The sequence below is a fragment of the Alloacidobacterium sp. genome (assembly GCF_035631355.1).
In the GTDB taxonomy this organism is placed as follows: domain Bacteria; phylum Acidobacteriota; class Terriglobia; order Terriglobales; family Acidobacteriaceae; genus Alloacidobacterium.
Genome location: NZ_DASQIX010000008.1, coordinates 55,473 through 77,675, shown reverse-complemented (window position 1 = coordinate 77,675; position 22,203 = coordinate 55,473). Strand labels below are relative to the sequence as shown.

The window sequence follows — 22,203 nt, the reverse complement described above, 5'->3', positions numbered from 1 at the left end:
GAGCGCTATAATCCGCTTCACCGATGCCCTTAGCCACAGGCACGAAACTGGATGGGTACGAACTTCTCGGCCTGTTGGGCGCGGGCGGCATGGGCGAGGTATACCGTGCGCGTGACTCGGCGCTCAGGCGCGAAGTCGCAATTAAGGTCCTTCCTGCGTTTGTTTCCCGGGATCCTGATCGGCTGCGGCGCTTTGAGCAGGAGGCACAGGCTGCTGCGGCGCTGAACCATCCCAACATTCTTGCCATTCACCGCTTTGGGGAATTTGACGGTGCGCCGTATCTCGTGGCGGAGTTGCTCGAAGGCAGCACGCTGCGGCAACTGCTGCAGCGTGGCCCGCTGCCGGTACGCAAAGCCATCGACTACGGCATCCAGATCGCCCGCGGATTAGCAGCAGCGCACGACCACGGCATTGTGCATCGCGACCTGAAGCCGGAGAACCTCTTCGTCATCAAAGACGGGCATGTAAAAATTCTCGACTTCGGCCTCGCGAAGCTGATGCATCGCCAACCAGAGGCCGATGCCACGGCAGCCACTGTGACGCACGAAACCGATCCCGGCATGGTCATGGGCACGGCTGGCTACATGTCTCCGGAGCAGGTGCGCGGCGGGGCCGTCGATCATCGCACCGACATCTTCGCCTTAGGAGCGATTCTGTACGAATTGCTTTCGGGCAAGCGGGCGTTTCAACGAGGCACGTCAGCCGAGACGATGACTGCCATCCTCAACGACGACCCGCCGACGATTTCGCAAACCGGAGCGAACATTCCGCCAGCGTTGCAGCGAGTCGTCAATCGCTGCCTAGAGAAGAATCCCGAGCAGCGTTTTCACTCGGCCTCTGATCTCGCCTTTGCACTCGACGCGCTATCGGATTCTGGTGCGTCACCTGCAGTCGGCACGCAGGCGCCGGCTCGTCGCTCGCCGAAAAGAGCGGTCGTGTGGTCCATTACCATCATTGCAGTCGTTTGCGTCGTAGCCGCGGCTTACTTCACGACAAATCGGAACGGTGGCCCACCGCTGCGTATCGCGGAGTATACCCAGCTCACTCACAATGGCCATGCGGGATACGCTCGGGGAACGGATGGCAGCAGGATTTACTTACAGAGCAGCGTTAAGCTTTCCATGCAGCAGGTTTCCGTCTCAGGCGGTGAGATCGAGCCGGTTTCCTCCATCACCCTACCGGAACCAGAGTTGCTTGATGTCTCGCCTGACGGCTCGACCTTTCTCGTTAAGTCATATGAGAAGGGCTATTCGCCCTCAATGCCCCTCTATGCCGTTCAGGTTGTGGGAGGCTCGCATCGTTACCTGGCTGACGCCGCAGATGCTGCCTGGTCGCCGGATGGGAAGCTCGTGGCATACTCCACAGCGAATGGCGACATCGACATCATCAACAGCGATGGGACGGGCGCGCGCAAGCTGGCGTCTGTGGGAGGTGCTGCACTCGACCCAAGCTGGTCTCCCGACGGTAGGACGATCCGGTTTTTCAGAGACAGAGACTATTCGCTCTGGGAAATCACATCCAACGGAGCCAATCTTCATCCGTTGCTCGCTGGCTGGCATCCCTCAGACCAGAAGTGTTGCGGCAACTGGTCGCCCGACGGCAAAGTTTTTGCATTCTCCTCGCGGGCGGACCGCGCAGGCACTTCCCAAATCTACGCCCTCGATGAACGGCGCAGGCTTTTTCGGCCGCCAGCCAACGAGCCGATTCAATTGACCTCCGGCCCCATCCGATGGAGCGCCCCAATATTTAGCAAGGATAGAAAGAAGATCTTCGCCACCGGTTTCACACTAGCGGGCGAACTGGTGCGCCTCGACCCGAAATCGAATCAGTTCCAGCCCTTCCTTGGTGGTATCTCCGCCGATTCGGTGGCTTTCTCCAAAGACGGCCAGTTCATTGCGTATGTCTCCTACCCAGACGACATCCTGTGGAGAGCAAACCGGGATGGAAGCGACCGTGTTCCACTGACCAGTCCTCCCATGTTGCCGAACACGCCCAAGTGGTCGCCGGACGGCAGCCAGATCCTGTTCACGGATGACGAGGGCCGGCACGCCTGCATCGTTCCCTCCCGTGGAGGCAGCCCGCAGCGGGCACTTCCTGAAGGCAACGGGCTGGAGTCAGATCCGGGCTGGTCACCGGACGGGCACAAGATTATTTTTGCGACGGGCTTGCCTAGGAGCAGCGAGAGCAGCATACGTATCTTTGACCTGGCCAGCCATCAGATAGCCACCCTTCCGGGATCGGACGGTAAGTTCTCGCCCCACTGGTCTCCGGATGGTCAATACATAGTGGCCGACTCGCTCGACGCGACGACCATGTATATCTTTGATATCCAGACCCAGCATTGGGCGACGCTGTATACAGGCATCACTGGCTGGGCCACATGGTCGACGGACAGTCGCTTTATTTACTTCTTACGATATGGGGACGACCGCGCCATCCTTCGCATCCCAATCACGGGTGGGGAAGGGAAGGTGGTTGTCGCCCTGAAGGACTCTCCTTTTACCGGAACAAACAACGAGTGGTTTGGCCTGGATCCCACCGACGCGCCTCTGCTGATGCGCGACGTATCAACCAGCGATGTTTACTCGCTGACGCTGGAAGAGAAGTAAGACGCTTCAACCCCTAATGCAGGTTGCGCCGGACGCCCCCAATCCTACCATTCGCCTCGTTTTGGGCGTGTCACCCCCTACTCTTCCCCAACCCGGTCACCGGGGTCGGAGTGCCATCGCCGGGGGCGAAGAAAAGGATCAGGGAAGTATCGCCGACCAACCGGAAAGAACATATCCAGAGGTGAGAAGTGCCTAAGATTCGGACCGGGGCGTGGCGGTGAACTCCCTACTGTTGAGCAAATTTCTTCAGATTTCCCAGCCCAGTCTCGAAATGCTTCCCCATCAAACCATTCACCCCGACGAACACCTCCAGTACCTTCATCATGTAGAGATTCGTGCCCTCTGCCCTCCATGTCACCTGCGTACCTGCGCCAACAGGCACCAGCGTGAACTCATGTGTGTTCCGTAGTTCGAAAGGCTTCCTCCAATCGACAACGACCTGGACCCGTGTAGGCGCGGTCGCAGCGGTAATTGTCATCCGTCCCGCGCCCGCACTGCCTCTGCTCGTCCAGTCTGACACCGCTCCCAGTCCGGTCGCGGCACCGCTGTATGTTCGCTGCATGGTTGCGTCTTCGCGATCCTGCGGTGCCCACTGCGGCCAATTGTGAAAGTCCGCGATCAGCGGATAGACCCTTTCGGGCGGATCTTGGATGGTTACTGACTTCTCGACCTGAAATGTCGGAGGCTTTGTCGCGGCGAATATCAGGACTGCTGCCACAACAACCATTACCCCCACCAGAATCCTCAGGATCATTCATCCTCCCGGAACTGCCGATGGCCCGATTTGTTCTACGTCCTACGCCCGGCGGCCATAACCCCTTTATGACTGTATGACCGGCTACTCGGAAGTAATTCAATTTGCCGGGTCCTGCCTACGGTTGCAATGAGTTTCGGCGAAAAACAGATCCTTCGCTTCGCTCAGGATGACAAATCTTCGGGGGATATGTTGTTGCTTTCCCACCCTATGCTCCGCATAGGATGGGCCACCCATTTTCGTGCTACTGCTTGTGGAAAAGCTTGCCTTGCTGGCGCAAGGCAAGAAGCGCACGAATTTCATTCGTGCGGGTCCTTCGACTTCGCACCTTCGGTGCTCCGCTCAGGATGACAACGTTTTAGGGGAGCGGGTTGCGGTCGCTCGTTGTGGTGGCTGATAGTCAGCTCAGAATCTCCAGCTTCTTTGCGGTTTTTTCTAATGTGTCCAATGCCTGATCGAGCTGATCCTTTGTGTGTTCGCTGGTCATGATGGTGCGGATGCGCGCTTTGCCTTCGGGGACGGTGGGGAAGGCGATGCCGGTCGCCATCACACCTGCGTCGAAGAGGGCTTTCGAGAAGTCCATTGTCTTTTTGCCGTCGCCGATGATGATGGGCGTGATTGGGGTTTCGCTTGCGGGGGTGGTTACGCCGCCGATGTCGAAGCCGAGGTTGCCGAGTTGCTGCTTGAAGTAGCCGGTGTTGCTCCAGAGGCGGTCGATGCGCTCGGGTTCGTTTTCGAGAAGATCGAAGGCGGCGATGCAGGTGGCGGCGACCGATGGCGGATGCGAGGTCGAGAAGAGGAACGGGCGGGCGCGGTGGTAGAGGTAGTCGATGAGGTCGCGGCTGCCGCAGACATATCCGCCGAGCGCGCCGATGGCCTTCGAGAGCGTGCCCACCTGCACGTCAACGCGCCCGTGACAGCCAAAGTGGTCAATCGATCCGCGGCCGTTGCGGCCCAGAACGCCGGAGGCGTGCGCGTCATCCACCATCATGATCGCGCCATACTTGTCGGCCAGATCGCAGAGTTTATCGACCGGACCGATGTCGCCGTCCATTGAAAAGACCCCATCGGTGATGATGAGCTTGCGGCCCGGCTCATTCGCGACTTCCTTCAACTGCTCCTCAGCATGAGCCACGTCTTTGTGGCGGAAGACCTTGATCTTTGCGCGGGAGAGGCGCGCGCCGTCAATGATGCTGGCATGGTTCAGCTCGTCGGAGATGATGAAGTCTTCCTTGCCGAGAATGGATGAGACGGTTCCGGCATTGGCGGTGAATCCGCTCTGGAAGACGACGCAGGCTTCGACATTCTTGAAGCGCGCGATCTTTTCTTCGAGCTCCATGTGGATCTTCATGGTTCCGGCAATGGTGCGGACGGCACCCGAGCCAACACCATACTTCTTCGTTGCCTCAATCGCAGCTTCGCGCAGCTTTGGGTGGTCGCACAGGCCCAGGTAATTGTTGGAAGCGAGGTTGATGACCTTTTTCCCGTCGTAAGTGCAGACAGGCCCCTGCTCATCTTCCAGCACACGCAGCTTGAAGTGGGTTCCGCGCTGCTTAAGGTCGTCGAGAATGGCGGTCAGGTGCTTAAGCTGCGGACGCTGGGAGAGAGTGGTAGACATAGTGCCTCACTTTACAAATTTTGTTTTAACTAAGCATCCTATCTGTAGGGATGCGGGAATACCAAGCCGCAGCGCGGCTTGGATTTAAAAGAGGGCCATTCCAGTAGAGCAAGGAGAAAGATTCCAGATATGCCAATCAAGAGCATTTCGCGCATTGCGCTTTTGCTTGCAGTTGCACTTACGGCCGGTTGCCACAAGACTTCTTCAAACACGCAGAATCCGCCCGCCGCGATACCGGCGACTACTCCAGATCAAACGCAGAGCACCGCGACGGCTCAGGCAGGAACTCCAACGGCTGCTCCGTCGACAGCCCAGCCAGCAACGGCGGCTGCGCAGCCTGCCGCCTCCAGCTCAACTGCAGCCGTACCTTCTGCGCCGGACCAGCCAGCGCCACCGCAGCAGGCGGCGAATACTCCTGAGCCTGCTCCTCTGCCCGAGGTGCCCTCTGGGACCGTTCTCAGCATCCGCATGAACCAGACCATCAACGTGAAGCATGCAGCGGCTGGTGAGCCCTTTTCAGGCACGATCGTGAATCCGATCGTGGTAGACGGCAATACCGTTATCCCGTCTGGTTCAGCAGCGGAAGGCGAGGTGGTCGCAGCGCACAAGCGCGGCCACTTCAAGGGCGCTTCCGTACTGCAGCTGAGGCTTACGGGCATGGACGTAAATGGCCAGCACTATCGCATTGACACGAGCAGCATTACCCATAGCAAGAAAGGCAAAGGCAAGCGCAGCGCGGCGTTTATCGGCGGCGGCAGCGGACTGGGCATGCTGATCGGCGGACTGGCCACGGGAGGTACTGGTCTGCTGATCGGTGGACTGGCGGGCGCAGGCGCAGGCACCGGAGTCGCGGCCTTCACTGGCAACAAGGACATCACCATTCCGGCAGAATCGGTGGTGAACTTCAAGCTGGCAGAGCCCGTTCAACTCCGCTGAGATTTGCGGAGGAGCGCTTTCACGGTCCTCCTATTTACTCAACATTTCACATAGACGTGTCATTCCGAGCGGACCCTGAACGGAGTGAAGGGGGAGCGGAGAAACCTGCGGTTTTATTGCTAATGGTGAGCATAGGCATTTTCAACGCAGGTTTCCTTCGACTTCGCTCAGGCCAGGCTCTCCGCTACGCGCTGTCGCGTTCCGGTCGGGGATGACAACTTTAATAAAATTGCATAGTCAAATTCAATGTCCATTTTCGGACGGAACCGTTTCGATTCCGGACGAATTCATCCTGCGCACCCCGCTGGGCCCTGTTGATAAATCAATAAACAAAACCACTTAGCCCGCAAGGCGTTTGGCGGAACAACTGCTGTACTTAAATCCGTAACTATATTTGAGAGGCCCAGATGTCAACCCTTCTGCTCGACCTGAAGTTTGCCTTCCGCCAGTTGCGCAAGTCCCCCGGATTCGCCGCTACCGCGATACTGATGCTTGCCTTTGGCATTGGCGCGACCACCGCTATTTTTTCCATTGTTGATGGCGTGCTGCTGCGGCCTTTGCCTTTTCCTGAATCTGACCGCCTGATGGTGCTGGCCGATCGTATTCAGGGAGCCGATGTTGGCGGCAGCGGCGAGGCGGGAGTCACTGTGCCCGACATCCGTGCGTACACGCGCGACACCCATTCGTTTACCAGCCTCGGCGGATACCAGAACGCGGGCTACGAGCTTTCCGGCCATGGTGATCCGGCACAGGTGAATGCGGCGCGCCTGACTGGTGGAGTATTGCCTGCGCTGGGTGTGTCTCCGCTGCTGGGCCGTTACTTTACCCAGCAGGAAGACGACCAGAGCGCCTCAGTGGTGGTCCTGAGCTATACGACCTGGCAAAGCCGCTTTCACGGCGATGCGAATATCCTCGGCACTAAAATCCTGCTCGACCGCAAACCCTATCTCGTCATCGGCGTCATGCCGCGCAATTTCGAATTTCCGCTGACCTCTGGCCATCTGAACCGCATCGAGCTTTGGACGCCGATGAGTTTCCGGCCGGATGAGCTGTCTCCCAACAGCGCCGCCAACTGGAGTTACCAGATGGTGGGCCGTCTGAAGCCCGGCGTCACACCCGCGCAGGCGCAAAACGATGCCGAACGCGTCGCACAGGATATTATGCGCAACTATCCGGCGTACATGGCCAGCCTGCATATCAGTTCCGTCGTGCGCCCGCTTCAGGAAGAAACCATTGAAGGAGCGCGGCCGCTGGTGCGAACGCTCTTCTTTGCCGTCGCCATCGTGCTACTCATCGCTTGCGCCAATCTTGCCGGATTGCTGCTGGTCCGCGCCATTCGCCGCCAGCGCGAAGTCGCTGTCCGGCTGGCTCTGGGAGCGCGCTCTGCCGCGCTGCTGCGGCAGGCAATTCTCGAAAGCATGATCCTCAGCATCCTGGGCGGTCTGCTCGGGATTGTTTTAGCAGGCGTGGCCCTGAGCGTGGGCAAGAATCTGCTGCCGGAAAGCCTGCCGCGCGTGAGCGAAATCAGCCTGAACTGGGTCGTAGTCGTCTTCGCGCTGCTGTTGGCCGTCATTACCGGCTTTGTCTGCGGACTCGCCCCCGCATTCGCCGCGCTGCGCACCAGCGTCAACGAAACACTGAAAGAAGGCGGACGCAGCGGCTCGGCAGGAGGCAGCCATGCGAGGCTGCGCTCTGTTCTGGTGATTGCCGAAATAGCCATCGCGCTCATCCTGCTCACCGCATCGGGACTGCTGCTGCGCAGCTTTGAGAAAATGCGCTCGATCGATCTCGGCTATCAGCCCGACCACATTGCCACCGCCGCATATTCCATGCCCTTGAAGCAATATGCCACCCAGCCGGCCGTGGACACCTTCAACAAGGAGCTTTTGCTTCGTCTGCGCCAGTTGCCCGGCGTACAGGCCGTCGGCCTCACCAGCTTTCTGCCCGCCGCCGGAAACAACAACAATCAGGCCTTTGTTCCCGAGGGCTACGTTCCTCGGAAGGGCGAAAACATGAGTCTGGCTACGGTCGGCGCGGTCATGGGCGACTACTTCGCCGCGATGAAGATTCCCCTCCTCCGCGGGCGCTACCTGGCCGATTCAGACACCGCCGAAACGCAACTGGCCGTGGTCGTAAACCGCAAGCTCGCCGAACACTATTGGCCCAATCAGGACCCCATCGGCAAGCGTCTCCGCATCGGCACTTCTGGGATGCTCACTCCCTGGCTGACCATCGTGGGGGAAATCGCCGACGTCAAGCTAAACTCTCCTGACGACGCGACGAAAGAGCAGTACTACATGACCGTCGATCAGACTGAGAAAGCCATTGGCTCGCTGGCCCAGACAACCGATTTGAACGGCAACGGCGGCTACATCGTCGTCCGCGCCGCTCTGCCGCCGGAGAATATGGAGAACGGCCTGCGTTCTGTCGTGCGCTCCATTGATCCGCAGCTGGCACTGACCCAGGTGCAGACCATGCAGCAGAACCTCTCGGACACTGAGGCCCCGCGCCGCTTCAATACTGCTATCATCAGCGCCTTCGCCGCTGCGGCCGTGTTGCTGGCCGTGCTCGGCATCTACAGTGTCATCGCCTTCTCGGTAGCTGCGCGCGTGCAGGAAATGGCTATTCGTATGGCGCTCGGCTCGCAGCGGGCGGGAATTATCGGGCTCATTCTCATATCCGGGACAAAGCTGGCTGCTATCGGCTGCGTGATCGGCCTGCTCGGAGCGGCCGGCGCATCGGGCCTGTTGCGTTCGTTTCTCTTCGGGGTGAGCCCCTTCGATCCGCTGGTATTGACCTTGGCCGCTATTTCCGTGCTGCTGCTGGCGCTGGTCGCGTCAGCGCTTCCGGCCATGCGAGCCGCGTCGATTGATCCTATGCAATCGCTGCGCGGGGAATAAACCTAATCCGGAATGCGTTGCGTCTAACAGGAGCGGTTCCACGCACATGTCGCCGATTTTGCGCCGCACAGATACAATTGTGTATTAACCAGAAATCAGAGAACCCCAACGAATGAGTTTGCAGTTAACCAGCGCCATCCGGAAGTGGAATTCCACCGCAGCCATCAGAAGTGGGTCATATCTGGCCGCAATTTTGACCCTTTTCCTTGCCGCCACAATGGGCCACAGCCAGACCACCGGTACGCGGACCGCGCTCTCCATTACGGCCGATGGCGCGAAAACCACGCTTTCGGTCACGGTCAAGGACCCCACAGGCGCCGCCGTTACCGACGGGACGGTAAGCTTCCTGAGCAACGGCCGGTCGCTCGGATCTGCTGTCGTCCAGGAAGACGGCACAGCCACACTGGCGATGGGCAAACTGCCCCCATTTACTGCGCTGATCACAGTCGTCTACTCGGGCAGTGAACACTACGCGGCCTCGAGTTCGAGCACTTCATTTCAGGCCAACAGCACCAGCGCACCGCCTGATTTTTCAATCACAGCCAATGTCACTTCGCTGAATCTCAACGCCGGCCAGTTCGGAACAGTCATTCTCACCGTCACACCTGAGAACGGCTTCACGCAGTCCGTCACCCTCGCCATCTCCGGTCTTCCGTTCGGCACGACCTCGGTTTTCACACCAAGCATCGTTACACCGCCACTCACTACGAGCACGCTGCAGATCCAAACCACGGCCAGTTCCAAATCTTCCCAGTTACAAACCGTTCCCTTCGGCGGCAAGGGATCCCATCTGGCTTATGCCATGCTCTTTCCCGGAGTGCTGGCGTTGGTGGGAATCGGCGCATTGCGGAAGCGCGGTGGCAACGGTATCCGTCTGCTGGGCGTGGTTGTGCTGCTTATGGCTGGGGCTTCCGGGCTGACGGCATGTTCGCAGCGATATGACTATCTGCACCATCCACCTGCAGAGAATACCGGAACGCCAGCAGGCACATATCCTGTGACCGTTACCGCCTACTCCAACAACGGCGGCGAGGTCACGACCCACACGCTTTCACTGACGATGACGGTGAAGTAGTCCTAACCGGCAATCGCAGCAGCCAGCTTTTCAATCACTGCGATATTGGCGATGAATTCCTGCGGCAATCTATGCCGCGATGCCAGATAGGCGGGAGCGTTCCAGGAAACCGACACGGCTCTGTCCGCGTCCTGAGCGATGAGCAGCTTCAGCGGCAGGTCAATGGCGATGCTCGGCGTGGCGGTCATCAGCGGCGTCCCGGCCTTGGGATTGCCGAAGATCGCGACTTTGGTCGGCGGCATCTTCAGTCCGGCTTTTTCCGCCTCGCCGCTATGATCGATCAGCGCAAAGAGCTTGATGCCTTTTTCCCACAGAAGATTCTCCAGGCGCGCCACAATCTCATCGACTGAATAGCGGCTGGGAATGGAAACCATCCCGTTTGCGTCCGTCATGGACGCATTGTACCCGGACGCTATGACGCAGCCGTAAACGCGGCCAGCGTCTTTTCCAGGCTCGCTTCATCTCCAACATTCAGCACAATCTGCGATCGATCAATCTGTCGCATCAACCCGGCTAGCACCCTGCCGGGTCCCACTTCGATGAAGTGCGTTGGCTTCTGCTCGATTAACCGCCGCATCGACTCAACCCAACGGACCGAACCTGTAACCTGCCGAACAAGTGCATCGCGCAGTCCCTCTGCATCTGTCGTCAGGACCGCATCCACATTCGTAACGACAGGAAGGCTGGGCGGGGAAAAACTGAGCCTCCGCAAATCTTCGGCAAGACGATCCTGCGCAGGCTGCATCAACGCGCAGTGGAAAGGAGCGCTCACTGCCAGCATCACCACTTTCTTTGCGTCCGCGTCCTTGGCAAGCGCAGCAGCCTTCTCGACCGCAGCCACAGTGCCTGAAATCACTGTCTGTTCCGGCGAATTGAGATTCGCTGCCGAAACCACTCCGCCCAATTCACCCACAGCCTTCGCGCAGACTTCGATCACTACCTCAGGAGCCAGCCCGAGAATCGCCGCCATTGCGCCTTCGCCTGCAGGCACGGCTTCCTGCATATAGCGGCCGCGATTACGGACCGTCTTTACAGCGTCGGCAAACGACAATACGCCCGCCGCTACATCCGCCGAATACTCGCCCAGCGAATGTCCGGCTACAAAACTCGGCGTGAAGCCCTTTTCAGCCAGCACGCGCTGCGCGGCAATAGAAACGGTGAAAATTGCGGGCTGGGTAAACTCGGTCAGCTTAATCTGCTCTTCTGGACCTTCGAAACATAGTTTTGAAAGGGAAAATCCAAGCGCCTCGTCGGCTTCTTCGAATGTTTGTTTTGCGACGGAAAATTTTTCAGACAGATCGCTGCCCATGCCTACGGCCTGCGACCCCTGTCCGGGAAATAAGAATGCCAGCTTTCGTTCACTCATGACTTGGGTATTTCAAATGATTCTGCGGGTTGACGCAAGCGCAAGAGCTTACAATAGCTTTAATTTTCACTCTATCTCCTAAAAGTTTAGTTGACAAATTCATGAATCAGATCTAACCTCCTAAACAATTAGGAGAAAACCCGTGGCCGAACACGAAAAAGAGACTCTCACCAAGCTGGAACTACAGATTATGCAGGTGATTTGGAGACTTGGGCCAAGCAATGTGAACGCCGTACAGGCTGGTCTCGAACAGCAGCTCGCCTACACGACCGTGCAGACAATGCTGAATATCCTGCAAAAGAAAGGCAAACTGAAGCGGAGACTCCGGGGGCGCGCCTATGTCTATAGCGCTGCCGTGACCGAGGAAAAGGCCCTCGGCCATGCGGTCCGTGATCTCGTTGATCGCATGTTTGGCGGGTCAAGCGAAGAGCTGGTGATGAGTCTGATTAAAAGCAAGCAACTCGACGCTAAGAAAATTGCCGCACTGAGCAAGCGTCTTGAACAGAAGGGAGGCAACGTATGACAGCTCTCGAATCCTTGCTCTTCCCGTATTTGCTTAACTCTCTATGGCAGGTGCCACTGGTCTTCATTGCGGCATGGATAGTCGCCCGCCTGGCGCGACAGCTCGGGTCACGTATGGAACATCGCGTGTGGGTCGGCGCGCTGGTGCTGCAGGCGATTCTTCCTTTGTGCCACGTTCATCTCAACGGCTTGTGGAGACTGGCGCTGGCGATCTTCGGCAGCGCACCTGGAGGCCAGACCCGCGTCTTTATCGCCGCAGGCTCTGCTGCCACAACAGCAGCAGTCCTTCGCCTGCCTTCATGGATATTGCCCTCAATCGTGCTCATGTATGTGTGCTGTCTTCTCTATTTTGCAGGACGTCTGGCATGGTCGCTCCGGAGGACATCTGAAATGCGACGGCACTCCACGCGCGTGACGTTGACCAGCGAGCAGGAGCAGAGGCTCGACCGCTGCAGCCGATTCTTCCGGATTTCTGACCATGCGGTGCAGGTTGCAAGTGCGCCTACGCTCTCGGGACCGGTCACGGTTGGTATCAGGCAATGGACACTGCTTCTTCCCTCCGGCTTCCTCAACAAAGTCCAGGACAGTGACCTGGATGCTGTCTTTGCGCATGAGTGCGCGCATCTCCGCCGTCGAGACTTTGTGAAAAATCTTTTCTACGGATTTATCACGCTGCCGGTTGCCTGGCATCCGCTGCTTTGGTTCACGCGCCTGCGCCTTGCCGAAACCCGCGAGCTAGTCTGCGATGCCATGGCCGCTGACGCCGCGTCTGGACGGGAAAACTATGCACATTCGCTGTTACGGCTGGCGTCAATGTTGTCAAATCGCATGGCTGCCGAAAACCTTCATGCCATCGGAATCTTCGATGCCAACGTCTTTGAGAGGAGAATTATGAATCTGACCCGGAAACCGTTTGAAATTCGCGGCGTGCGTCGGCTTGTAATCGTTGCCGTGTGTGGCGCGATCGCAGCTGTAACATGCGCGTCGGCCCTGGCTTTCCGCATGGACGTGGATACGCCCGCGCAGAAGGGCAATCCTAAACAAGTGAATGTGAAGGCCGACTACCTCAAGACCATCCACAAGCAGGCGCCTGTCTATCCGGTCGAAGCAAAGAAACAGAGAGTTCAGGGCAGCGTCGTTCTATCCGTAATTATCGGCAAAGACGGAGCGCCCATCGACCTTAAAGTACAAGACGGTCCGGAAGTCCTGCGCCAGAGCGCGCTTGATGCAGTTCGCCAGTGGCGCTGGCAGCCCTACCTGCTCAACGGCGAACCGATCGAAGTGAAAACCACAATCACCGTTGTCTACACACTGGCGCCTTGATAGATCGAATTTTCATGGTGAGCCGGCTGTAGTGACTCACCATGAAAATTCGCGCCGATTTTAGCTGACTCGGCAGATCACCAACGAGGAGCATTTCGGCCCAATAGCTGAAGCGAGAGTCCTACGAAGCGCTCTCAAACCAGGCGCGGACGGGCTTGCGGTTGAGATATATGAGGAAGAAGATCGCCAGCAAAGATTCCACGATCATCAGGGAGATGTCGGTCGGGGTCGCATCGTCGCGTCCGACGTATTTCACGTTCCACACGCACAGGAGCGCCTCGAGCAGCACGATCCATCGCCCCCAGTCCATCCCCTTCCAGTAACACAATACCGCGCCGATACCGAGCGCTGCCACCACCACGCCGGCGGCAAGCTCCTGGTCGTCCGGCACCAGCCATACCACTATGAAGATGCCAAGCAGGTTCATCAAGCCTACCAGCCAGGTGGTTACGACGATTCCGCGCGGGCGCTGCATGTGTTGCGCAGTCTAGCGAAATCGCATAGCGGCAGGAAGATGAGAATTTGGGCCCAGAGAAGGAGGTCTCTATGGGAAAGGCCCCGCTTTCCCATTCAGGAAACACGGGGCCATCATTACGAGCAGCCTGTAAGCCGAATTCTGTCGAGGACGGCCATTCCTCTAGGCGACGCATTGCTGCGGCGCTCAAGCGACCTACCCGAAGGTTTCCGCTCCACTTGACGGGCAAGCCCGCCAGTCTGGAGGACCCACGTTGGCGCGCCGGGCAGGCACGCCGCGCGGTTGTCTGGGTCTGACCGCGCATCCCTCCCTATTTGGTCTTGCTCCGTGTGGGGTTTACCCTGCCCCCGAACGTTGCCGCCGGGGCGGTGCGCTCTTACCGCACCTTTTCACCCTTACCTTGCGCCTTGCGGCGTAGGCGGTATGTTCTCTGTGGCACTAGCCGTCTCGCGGCCTTGACGCCGCGATCCCGGACGTTATCCGGCACACTGCCCTGCGGAGTTCGGACTTTCCTCTCCTGCCATGCTTGCGCATGTCAGCAGCGACCGCCCAGCTGCCCGCTTCTCTTTATGTTAGCGCAGGATAAGCTCTGCTGAATGGTTGATCTCTTTAGGTTGTCCAGCGTACCGCCGGGTTCAAAATTCGACTCTAATTGCCGCTGTCTACCCCTCCCCCATTTTTCGTAAAGTCTTCACTCTATGACAGTTACGAGGCCTCCCATTTCCTCCGGAAAAGCAAAACGCCCGTTTATGACGGGCGTTGTATCAGAAACAAATCGGCTCAATTTGATGGTAGCAGGCGTGTCAAGTGGGTATTGCCTGACGTAGCGAGATGGAGAGCGGCGCTGAAGTGCGAAATCCGCCACTTTGCGAGATTGAGAACTATCCACTTAAGTAAAGCTTGAGGGCTATCCGCGACCGTGCAACTCAGATTTTATTTATCTTAGCTCCCATCTCCGTCGGAGGCTCGGATGGCCGAATAGAACGCAGCTCTATATTCTTGCCCGCGCCTTCGCCCGATATAGTCACCCATTGTCCCCAGAGTGGGCGCACAATGTCGTCTATTCCAGTCGGAACGAAAACGTTAAATGTCTTTGCGCCGGACTTGAGTTTAATGGAGGGATTTTCCTTAAGCGCATCCGCGAACCGTAGTAGCCCAGAAACTTCCATTTCTTTGAGAGGCCGATTCTTAGGCATATGGGAGCCGGTTTTGGGAGAGTTCAAAAGCATCTGCTCGCCAGCGGTTCTATCTTTACGAATTGCTACCTCCAGTTGGCGGCCCATTCTTGACGCAGTGAAACCAACAAGATTCACCACCTGACCATCGGGCGAAATGGCAGTAGAAAGCGCCAAGAAGTTACGATAATAGTCGGGTTCTGGAATTTTGTCTTTAAGTGCTTGTTCGTTCTGATCTGCAAAAAGCTTTAAGCACTCTAAGAGTTCATCAACGACTTGTTCAGTTCTTCCTAATCCAGCGAAGGTAGTCTGCTGCATTCGTCCGAGTTTTAAGCTAACGGCAAAACTGGCCGCTCTAGGAACACTCAGCATCGGCGTTATTAAGTCATCGACCCTTCGAGCCTGACGACCTGCTGCTCTGTATGGTCTGTGTAAGACGCGTTCGGCAGTGCGGGTCAGAAGCAGTCTTGCACTTTCTATCCTGCTTAGAACTTCATCAATTGGGGCTAACCCTAAACCGATGCCCTCTCCCGCGATTGTTAGTTGGAGTTCTTCATTAGTTAGTTCCAGACCACTAACTTGCAAATGGTCGCGAAAGGAGAGATCCTCCAGCATCGCTTCGAGTTCTTTCCGTATCGGCGTTGGGGGTTTACCCGCAAGTGCCGAATGGAGCAGCTTTTTTGCCTCACCTTCCTTCCCCAAGGAAAGAGCTATGCTTGCCGCGCTTCGATGCAAAACAGATCGAGTCGGCTCAGACTCGACATACGCTGCAATCATGTTGGCTGCTTTGACTTCTTCTTCAAATGCGGAGGCCTTGAGCGTCGTTGCTCGTTCAGCATCCCCATGGCGGAAAGCAAGTTCTGCCTCATCCAGCAGCTCCATTGCAGATCGATGTATGCGCTTGATCTCGTTCATAGCCGTGTGATCCTGAGTTCAGGAGCCGAGAACTCGACGATCGAGACAAATGCAGGTCCAATGCTGTCGGAAGGAGCAACCTGCGCTGCCTTGGTTGTAGATCGATTCGTTACTTGAGCCGGATTTTGGAGGATGCCGGAGACTTCTAGACGCTGTACACCCATAAAGGGAGGGACATTCTCATCGTCCTTCGGCCCTAGCCAATAATCAAATCCCGTACCCTTAACAGAACGATCGACGATCACAGAACCACTAAGATGACAAGTCCCAAGTATTGCTACTCCGTAAGCACCATGTTCGGTTGCCTCTTGCATATCCCCGTACGTATTTTCCATTTGTTGGTCTACCTGCAAACGGCTCAGTAGAGGCGTATGCGAAAAATGGCCCGAGATTGTTAAGGGTATTTCGAGCGGATGGCCGCAGTAATCAAGACATACGGACGCAGCTTCAGCCATCGATCGACCCCGACTTGAAGTTAAACCAGGCATTCCATTAGAAAGATCAGCAAGATTCAACGTAAAGCTGGACAAGAACCCTCCCGCGATGTGATCTGAATGATACAGGAGACCTTACGGGTGTCGTGGTCATGTTCCCAAGAAGTAAATATCGATGTGGCCTTGGATGTGGGACCAAAGCTGCATCATTAGCTCCCGCAGTTTTCTTTTGATAGATGACTCTAACCCGAAAATCTGTGCACCCGACATCCGGAAAGTTTAAGTCGCTTCACCTTCGGTTTCGCTCCGGCCTACGGCAGTGAGGTTGGGCCTTTGGCCCATCTTTATTCGGTGGGCTAAAGCCCACCGCTTCTACACTTGGCATGACCCTGTAGTCCTTCGGCCTCGGCAAGTTTGCCGAAAGGTCATCCGGTCTCAGCGCGGGATATAGGCTTTCCACCCCACATCTCAAATGCGAGATGTGGGGGCACCCCGGCACCCCGGCACTCCGGTCCTGAGTTATGAGGAACCGACCCACTCAAGCCAAAAGAAGGCTTGAATGGGCTACCCTACCCGATGGGCTGTTCCAGCGATACATTCCTTTAAGTAGCTGACTGCCAATCACTTAGCATCGCCTCTCTCCTGTTTGCTTAAAAGCAAGTACAGATCTGCCTTCGAGCAACGACTGCATACAGAAGGCATGGGACGATGAATCTCATAAAAGGAGAGAGCAATTGGCACTATTCACTTACACTGCAGAGCTAGTCGACCCTCGGCCGCATGATGGAGGCCGGATTTCTTATCTGGGAATGCCACTTCTCCCAATTTCTTATGAGTGCGAGTGGATGACTTCCAACGAAGACCTGCAGCGCGCAGTTACAAAAGAAATGTGGAATTTTGCGAATTATATTTGAGACGCAGACATTTATTCATGGCGCCATGGCTGGCGACTTGCCCATGGCCAGCCCGGCAACCAACCGCATTACGTCTGTTAAAAGTCGTACCTCAATGAAAATTGCTGCTTGCGCGACTGCACCAACTGGGAACTGTAAATTCCGAAACCGGCGCCGCTGGTCACTTGTGTGTTCAGGCCGCCGAGGCTGCTGATGGCGCTGGTATCGAAGCGGGCGGAATTCGACACATTGAACACTTCCCAGGAAAAATGCAGGGACTGTTCGCGGAAAGTCTTCCAGCTCTTTGACACGCCCGTATCCTGTTCAAAATAGCCGTCGCCGCGGAAGAAGTTGCGGCTGCCTTCCTCTCCGGGATAGGGGAAGCGCAGCAGGTTTCCGGTGGCGATGCCGTTATTGAGAGCGTCCGGATCGGCAAAGACCTCCGGCAGGCCGTTGACCAGATGCTTGTGCGTACTGATGTGCCCGGTGACGACGGCAAAGGTATTTTGCTGATAGTTCGTAGCGTAGCTAAGCGGGGGGAGCACGCTGAATGGCAGGGCGCTGGAAAGACGGGTGATGCCTGATAAGGACCATCCGCCAATCAAGGCATTGACTGCGTTGTTGGCGCCAGAGCCGAACCTCTTGCCCTGACCGAATGGAAGCTGGTAGATGAAGTCGCCGGTGAGCAGATGACGCACGTCGAAATCGGAGACCGCACGAAGCCCCTTGGGATTGAAGCTGTTCGTGATGAAGCTGAAACTGTTGGTTGTGAACTCGCTCGACCGCTCCGCGTCAGACCCCATATCAATCGATTTGGCTAAGGCATAGCTGAAGTTGAAACTCAACCCAACGTTGGTCACACGGCGCAGTGTAAGTTGCAGCGAGTGGTAGTCGCTGACTCCAATTGAAGACCACGCATACAGCGATGAAAACTGCCGCTGATAGTAGCGCGTGGTAATGTTGCCGTTGGAGTCTTCATATGGCCCGCAACCGAGACCGCCTTCGTTCGGGTCGCAAAATGCATCGAGGACAGCGAGCGCATAAGAGTCATTCCCGACTGCCGCATTGCCCTGGTAAACGTTCTGATAGATGTTCTGGGTGGCGCTCATGCCTCCGGTCGCCAGATATGGAAACATATCTTCCCAATAGGCAATGGGCGAGACGTTCGTTTGACCCGCGTAGGTGGCCTGGGCCAGAAGCTTGCCCGCCTGGAAATAATCCATGCCCGATTTGGGGTCGGCCAGGTCAAGCGGCTCGGCCAGATCGAGTTGCTGCAACAGATGCCGGCCGAAGGTTCCAACATAGTCCGCTTCGGCCGAGAAGCCATGCGGCAGTTCGCGCTGGACGGAGAAGTCCGCAGCAATGGTGTACGGAGTCTTGATTTTGCTGTCCACGCCCCAGGTAATGGCAAGCCCGGTATTGACGTTGTTCGGCGGGGTGTAGGGATATTGAATGACCGACGGGATGTTCACCCCTTGCAAGGGCGGAATCGAAGTCAGGCCGGTAAAGCGGGGTGAGTTGTCGATCGAGTATTGACCGGCAGGATTGCTGATCTGGGTCTGCAAGCCAAACGAGCCATATTGGGCGAAGGTGTCCACAATTCCTTGTCCAAAATGGTCGAAGTACATGCCGCCGCCAAAGCGGACCGTCGTCTTGCTGTCCGGAGCAATTACGAACGCGGCGCGCGGCGCGATGTTCTTGTACGACATGTTCCAGTATGAAGGCTTGCCGTTTACCTTGCCGGACGGAGCAAAGCTGAGATCCGGTTGGTCTGTTGCGCCTAAGAGCGCCTGCGTGTAGCGATTGACGAACCACTGGTGGGTATCAACTGTGGGCTGAATCTGCTGTCCGTGAGTTTCATAGGGCGGCTGCAGGAACACCTGCCGAATGCCAACGGTGAACGTCACGTTCGGCTTCAGCTTCCACTGGTCCTGGATGTAGTACTCAAACTCGTTGGAGTGGTAATTCAGCGCGATTGGCACTCCTTCCGCAATGGTGTTCCCGCTCTGGCCTCCCTTGGCAACGTTGAAATTGAACTGTCCTTGCGTAAAGGGAACCAGACCGGTGAGCAGGCCAATCTCCTCGTTGTAGGTAGTGGAGTCGCCGGAATCGACAGCCGGATAGCCAAACGCCCCGGGATCCAGACTGCTTCCTGTACCTGCGATGGATCCGCCGCCGCTCAACCATTGAATATTGAGGCTGGCGAAGCCATAGGAATTGTTATTGGTCTGGGAGTAATTTGTAACGCCGCGCCAATCGGCTCCGAAAGACAAAGTGTGGTTCCCATGCGTCCAGCTCACGTTGTCAATAATGTTCTGCACCGGCACATGAATGGTGGTCGAGCAGCTCTGCGCAGTCGGCGACGAAACGGTGCGCAATGTCTGAACATAAGATCCGCAATCAATGCCAGCCTTGCTGAAGCCCTGCCTTATGTATCCATAGCGCAAATCATTCACCAGGTTATTTGTGATAGTCCACGTGTCGCCCGCGGCAAGTCCCTTGGTATTGTCCCGCGTGGTGTGGGACGGTGGCTGGCCGGGGAACCAGACTATATCCGACGTTGTGTCGTCCTGCAAATTGCCGCGGAAGAAGAGCTGATGGCGCGACGTGGGCGCCCAGTCCAGGCGAGCAATCGTCGTGTTGAGATTCACAGGATTCGGCGATGAGAAAGTAAAGGAACCAAGATTTAAGCCGTCTCCCAATGCTGCTCCATTCGCGACGGGGTAACCCTGCAGCAGTTGCAGAATGTTGGGATCATTGCCCGGACCCCACGGGCAGGTGCCGTTGGCGGAGCAGTTGGGGTCCATCACGGCAATCTGCGCCGGAGTGAGCGTCACATTGTTGCCGTTGCTCTGGTAGATAAGATTTCCCGCCTGTAACGAACTGGTAGGAACTTCCTGCACAACCTGCTGGCTCTCGCGAATATGTGAACCTTCGTAATTGCCGAAGAAGAAAAGCTTCTGCTTCAGGATCGGACCGCCCACGTCAAAACCATAGGTATTGCGAATATATTTTCCGGGAACATTTGGCAGACCGCTTGCCAATTCCGCCTGCTTGTTGAACCAGTCATTGGCGGCAGTAAATGTATTGCGGTTGTACTCGTAAGCCGCGCCATGGAATTGATCGGTCCCGCGCTTGGTGAGGAGGTTGACCTGCGCTCCTGCGGCGCGCCCCTGGTCGGAATTGGCCATGCCGGTAGTGACGCGGAACTCATCGACCGAGTCCAGCGTTTCGCGCAAGACCCCGGTGAAGGCGTATCCGTTTTTCTGATCGTTATCGTCCAGGCCATCCATGGTAATGTTGCCCTGGTCGGAGCGGACGCCGTTGACTGCGCCGGTGCGGCTGTCACTGTTGGTGTCGACGTTATGCCCCAGGTACAACACACCGGGCTGCAGACTGAGCAGGTCAGGCACGTTGCGGTCGATCATCGGCAGCGACTGGATCGTTTGATTATTGACGGCATTGCCCAGCGTCGCGTCAGAAGTGTTCAGCGTTTCTGTTTCCGCCGACACATTTACGGTTTGCGAAACGGATTGCACAGTCATCAGGAAGTCGATGGTGGCCGGCTTGCTGACAAGCAAGGTGCCGATCTTGCTCTGGTCTCCAAAACCTGCCGCGCTAACCTTGACCGTCCAGGTGCCGGGAGCCAATTGCTGGAACTGATATTCGCCCGATGCGTTTGAGGTAGTCTGAAGCACCTGACCGGTTGCGCTGCGGGTGATGGTGATCGAGGCCCCGGGGACGAGATCACCGCTCGGATCTGTGATGACTCCTCGTAAGGATGTTGTCGCCTGTTGTGAGTGGACTGGCGGGGTGACAAAAAAGAGCATCACAGCCGCGGCAATGGCGGCTGCGAGAACCTGATGCTTCATAACGCCTCCAAAAGTTTTGTTTGCCAAAACGTTTAAATCCGGCAATGCCTTTCTTTTTCTTTCCAGGAAATAAAGATCAACCACCGCCTTAATCGGTCCGTTTACAGGGAATTAAAATGTGGCTCTGGGAAATTTTGTACAACAGTATGCGGCTTGTGCCACGATGCAAGCAATACTCTTCTTTAGGAAGCTGCGGAGAACCATAGGAATATGGCAGCAAGAACATGTAAGGCCATTTGCCGTCAGCCGTTTCTTTGAGACGGTAGCAAATTTTATACGGTTTTCGTTTATGACGATATATATGCCCGTAACTAGTCGTTTGGGTGTATGTTAGTGCCAGAAAGGCTGTACGTTTAAAAAGAATCAAAACTCTTTATTTGCCGGTTTGAGCCCGGAAGTATTAAGGTACCGGCGTTCTCCAGTTGATGTTGCGGCGTGTGCTGAGAAGAAAATACTGTGACTTGCGCCTGCAAATTGTCGCTTGGAAATCAGATTCTCGGTCTTCCTCCCCATCTCAGGCCTCGATTTCTATCGGGACTGACGGAGGCGGAAGTCAGCTCCGTCTTGTCCGCCGCGAAACACCGGCATTTCCGTGCATCCTCTGTGATCATCAACCAGGACGACCCCGCCGAACGACTTTTCATGCTCACCAGCGGTCGCGGCAGGCACTTCCTGATCACGGATGAGGGCCGAAAGATAACTATGCACTGGCTGACTCCCGGGCAGATATTCGGCGGTGCCGCGATGATCGCTACTCCGGTGCGATATCTTCTCTCCACAGAAGTGCTGACGGACTGCTGTGCAGTAGTTTGGGACAGACAGACTATGCGGGGTTTGGTGACCAGCAATCCGAAATTGCTGGATAACACTTTGTCGATCTCAGTGACAGAGCATACCGCATGGTGGATCGCCGCACATGTCTCTCTCAGCTCCGATGATGCGAGTGGCCGCATCGCCCACTTATTGGTGAGCCTCGCAAACGGAATCGGCACAGTCACTACTGATGGTGTTGAAATGAAGGTCACGAATGAAGATGTAGCTGATGGCGCGAATGTGACGCCATTCACGGTCAGCCGCTCTTTGAACGATTGGGAACGGGCCGGCATTCTGACGAAGCGCCGTGGCACGATTCTGCTGCGAAAGCCGGAACTCCTGGCTGCGGCCAGCTGAAAATTCATCTGCATTCCATTCTGTGCTTCTGCGGCAAAACCAAAGAAGGTGTGCCCCTTCAGTCTTGTGCAGGGCTGCCCCTCCTTAATGGTTCCGTCGGCTTGCATGCAATGGCTCTAACCGCCTATAAATTTGCCAGCAACAGGCGTATCTTCCTCGTGGGGGG

The 22,203-nt window shown here is 56.6% G+C and carries 15 protein-coding genes and 1 other RNA gene; 7 read left to right on the top strand and 9 right to left on the bottom strand.

What is annotated here, in order from left to right; genetic code table 11:
- The first annotated feature begins 23 nt into the window (after window positions 1-23).
- Window positions 24-2,609 (top strand): protein kinase domain-containing protein, encoded by a 2,586-nt coding sequence (locus tag VEV40_RS02920; protein WP_324830022.1) that lies wholly within the window; start codon window positions 24-26, stop codon window positions 2,607-2,609.
- A gap of 226 nt (window positions 2,610-2,835) precedes the next feature.
- Here VEV40_RS02920 and VEV40_RS02915 read toward each other — a convergent pair whose 3' ends face one another.
- Window positions 2,836-3,363, bottom strand: a complete 528-nt coding sequence (locus VEV40_RS02915) for an SRPBCC family protein (RefSeq protein ID WP_324830021.1) — start codon at window positions 3,361-3,363, stop codon at window positions 2,836-2,838.
- Between the two features lie 400 nt (window positions 3,364-3,763).
- Window positions 3,764-4,981, bottom strand: a complete 1,218-nt coding sequence (locus VEV40_RS02910) for a glycine C-acetyltransferase (protein ID WP_324830020.1) — start codon at window positions 4,979-4,981, stop codon at window positions 3,764-3,766.
- A 129-nt stretch (window positions 4,982-5,110) separates the two neighbouring features.
- Between VEV40_RS02910 and VEV40_RS02905 the strand changes: the two genes are divergently transcribed.
- From VEV40_RS02905 to VEV40_RS02895, 3 genes are all read left to right on the top strand, one after another.
- Window positions 5,111-5,917, top strand: coding sequence for a hypothetical protein (locus VEV40_RS02905; RefSeq protein WP_324830019.1), 807 nt, complete (start codon window positions 5,111-5,113; stop codon window positions 5,915-5,917).
- 407 nt (window positions 5,918-6,324) lie between these two features.
- Window positions 6,325-8,817, top strand: coding sequence for an ABC transporter permease (locus tag VEV40_RS02900; RefSeq protein ID WP_324830018.1), 2,493 nt, complete (start codon window positions 6,325-6,327; stop codon window positions 8,815-8,817).
- A 112-nt stretch (window positions 8,818-8,929) separates the two neighbouring features.
- Entirely contained in the window at window positions 8,930-9,892 is a 963-nt protein-coding gene (locus tag VEV40_RS02895) for an Ig-like domain-containing protein (protein WP_324830017.1), read from the top strand.
- A gap of 2 nt (window positions 9,893-9,894) precedes the next feature.
- Here the strand turns inward: VEV40_RS02895 and VEV40_RS02890 are convergent, their stop codons facing one another.
- Both VEV40_RS02890 and fabD read right to left on the bottom strand, forming a co-directional pair.
- Complete coding sequence (locus VEV40_RS02890; RefSeq protein WP_324830016.1) at window positions 9,895-10,284, bottom strand: DUF302 domain-containing protein; 390 nt, start codon at window positions 10,282-10,284, stop codon at window positions 9,895-9,897.
- Between the two features lie 20 nt (window positions 10,285-10,304).
- Window positions 10,305-11,258 (bottom strand): ACP S-malonyltransferase, encoded by a 954-nt coding sequence (fabD, locus tag VEV40_RS02885; protein WP_324830015.1) that lies wholly within the window; start codon window positions 11,256-11,258, stop codon window positions 10,305-10,307.
- Window positions 11,259-11,400: 142 nt separating this feature from the next.
- Here fabD and VEV40_RS02880 point away from each other — a divergent pair, with 142 nt between their 5' ends.
- Together VEV40_RS02880 and VEV40_RS02875 are read left to right on the top strand one after the other, a co-directional pair.
- Window positions 11,401-11,781, top strand: coding sequence for a BlaI/MecI/CopY family transcriptional regulator (locus VEV40_RS02880; protein WP_324830014.1), 381 nt, complete (start codon window positions 11,401-11,403; stop codon window positions 11,779-11,781).
- Complete coding sequence (locus VEV40_RS02875; RefSeq protein WP_324830013.1) at window positions 11,778-13,103, top strand: M56 family metallopeptidase; 1,326 nt, start codon at window positions 11,778-11,780, stop codon at window positions 13,101-13,103. Before VEV40_RS02880 ends, VEV40_RS02875 begins: the two co-directional genes overlap by 4 nt.
- Before the next feature lie 121 nt (window positions 13,104-13,224).
- Here the strand turns inward: VEV40_RS02875 and VEV40_RS02870 are convergent, their stop codons facing one another.
- From VEV40_RS02870 to VEV40_RS02850, 5 genes are all read right to left on the bottom strand, one after another.
- Window positions 13,225-13,578 carry a hypothetical protein gene (locus VEV40_RS02870; protein WP_324830011.1) on the bottom strand — a complete coding sequence of 118 codons (354 nt, stop codon included), beginning with the start codon at window positions 13,576-13,578 and terminating at the stop codon, window positions 13,225-13,227.
- Between the two features lie 114 nt (window positions 13,579-13,692).
- An RNA gene (gene rnpB, locus VEV40_RS02865) (RNase P RNA component class A) lies at window positions 13,693-14,139 on the bottom strand.
- 365 nt (window positions 14,140-14,504) lie between these two features.
- Window positions 14,505-15,668: a hypothetical protein gene (locus VEV40_RS02860; protein ID WP_324830009.1), complete on the bottom strand. Its 1,164-nt coding sequence runs from the start codon at window positions 15,666-15,668 to the stop codon at window positions 14,505-14,507.
- Window positions 15,665-16,123, bottom strand: coding sequence for a hypothetical protein (locus tag VEV40_RS02855; protein ID WP_324830007.1), 459 nt, complete (start codon window positions 16,121-16,123; stop codon window positions 15,665-15,667). The genes VEV40_RS02860 and VEV40_RS02855 overlap by 4 nt, the downstream gene beginning before the upstream one ends.
- A gap of 970 nt (window positions 16,124-17,093) precedes the next feature.
- Window positions 17,094-20,867, bottom strand: a complete 3,774-nt coding sequence (locus VEV40_RS02850; RefSeq protein ID WP_324830006.1) for a TonB-dependent receptor — start codon at window positions 20,865-20,867, stop codon at window positions 17,094-17,096.
- 564 nt (window positions 20,868-21,431) lie between these two features.
- Here VEV40_RS02850 and VEV40_RS02845 point away from each other — a divergent pair.
- Window positions 21,432-22,037, top strand: coding sequence for a Crp/Fnr family transcriptional regulator (locus tag VEV40_RS02845; RefSeq protein ID WP_324830005.1), 606 nt, complete (start codon window positions 21,432-21,434; stop codon window positions 22,035-22,037).
- Window positions 22,038-22,203: the final 166 nt, after the last annotated feature.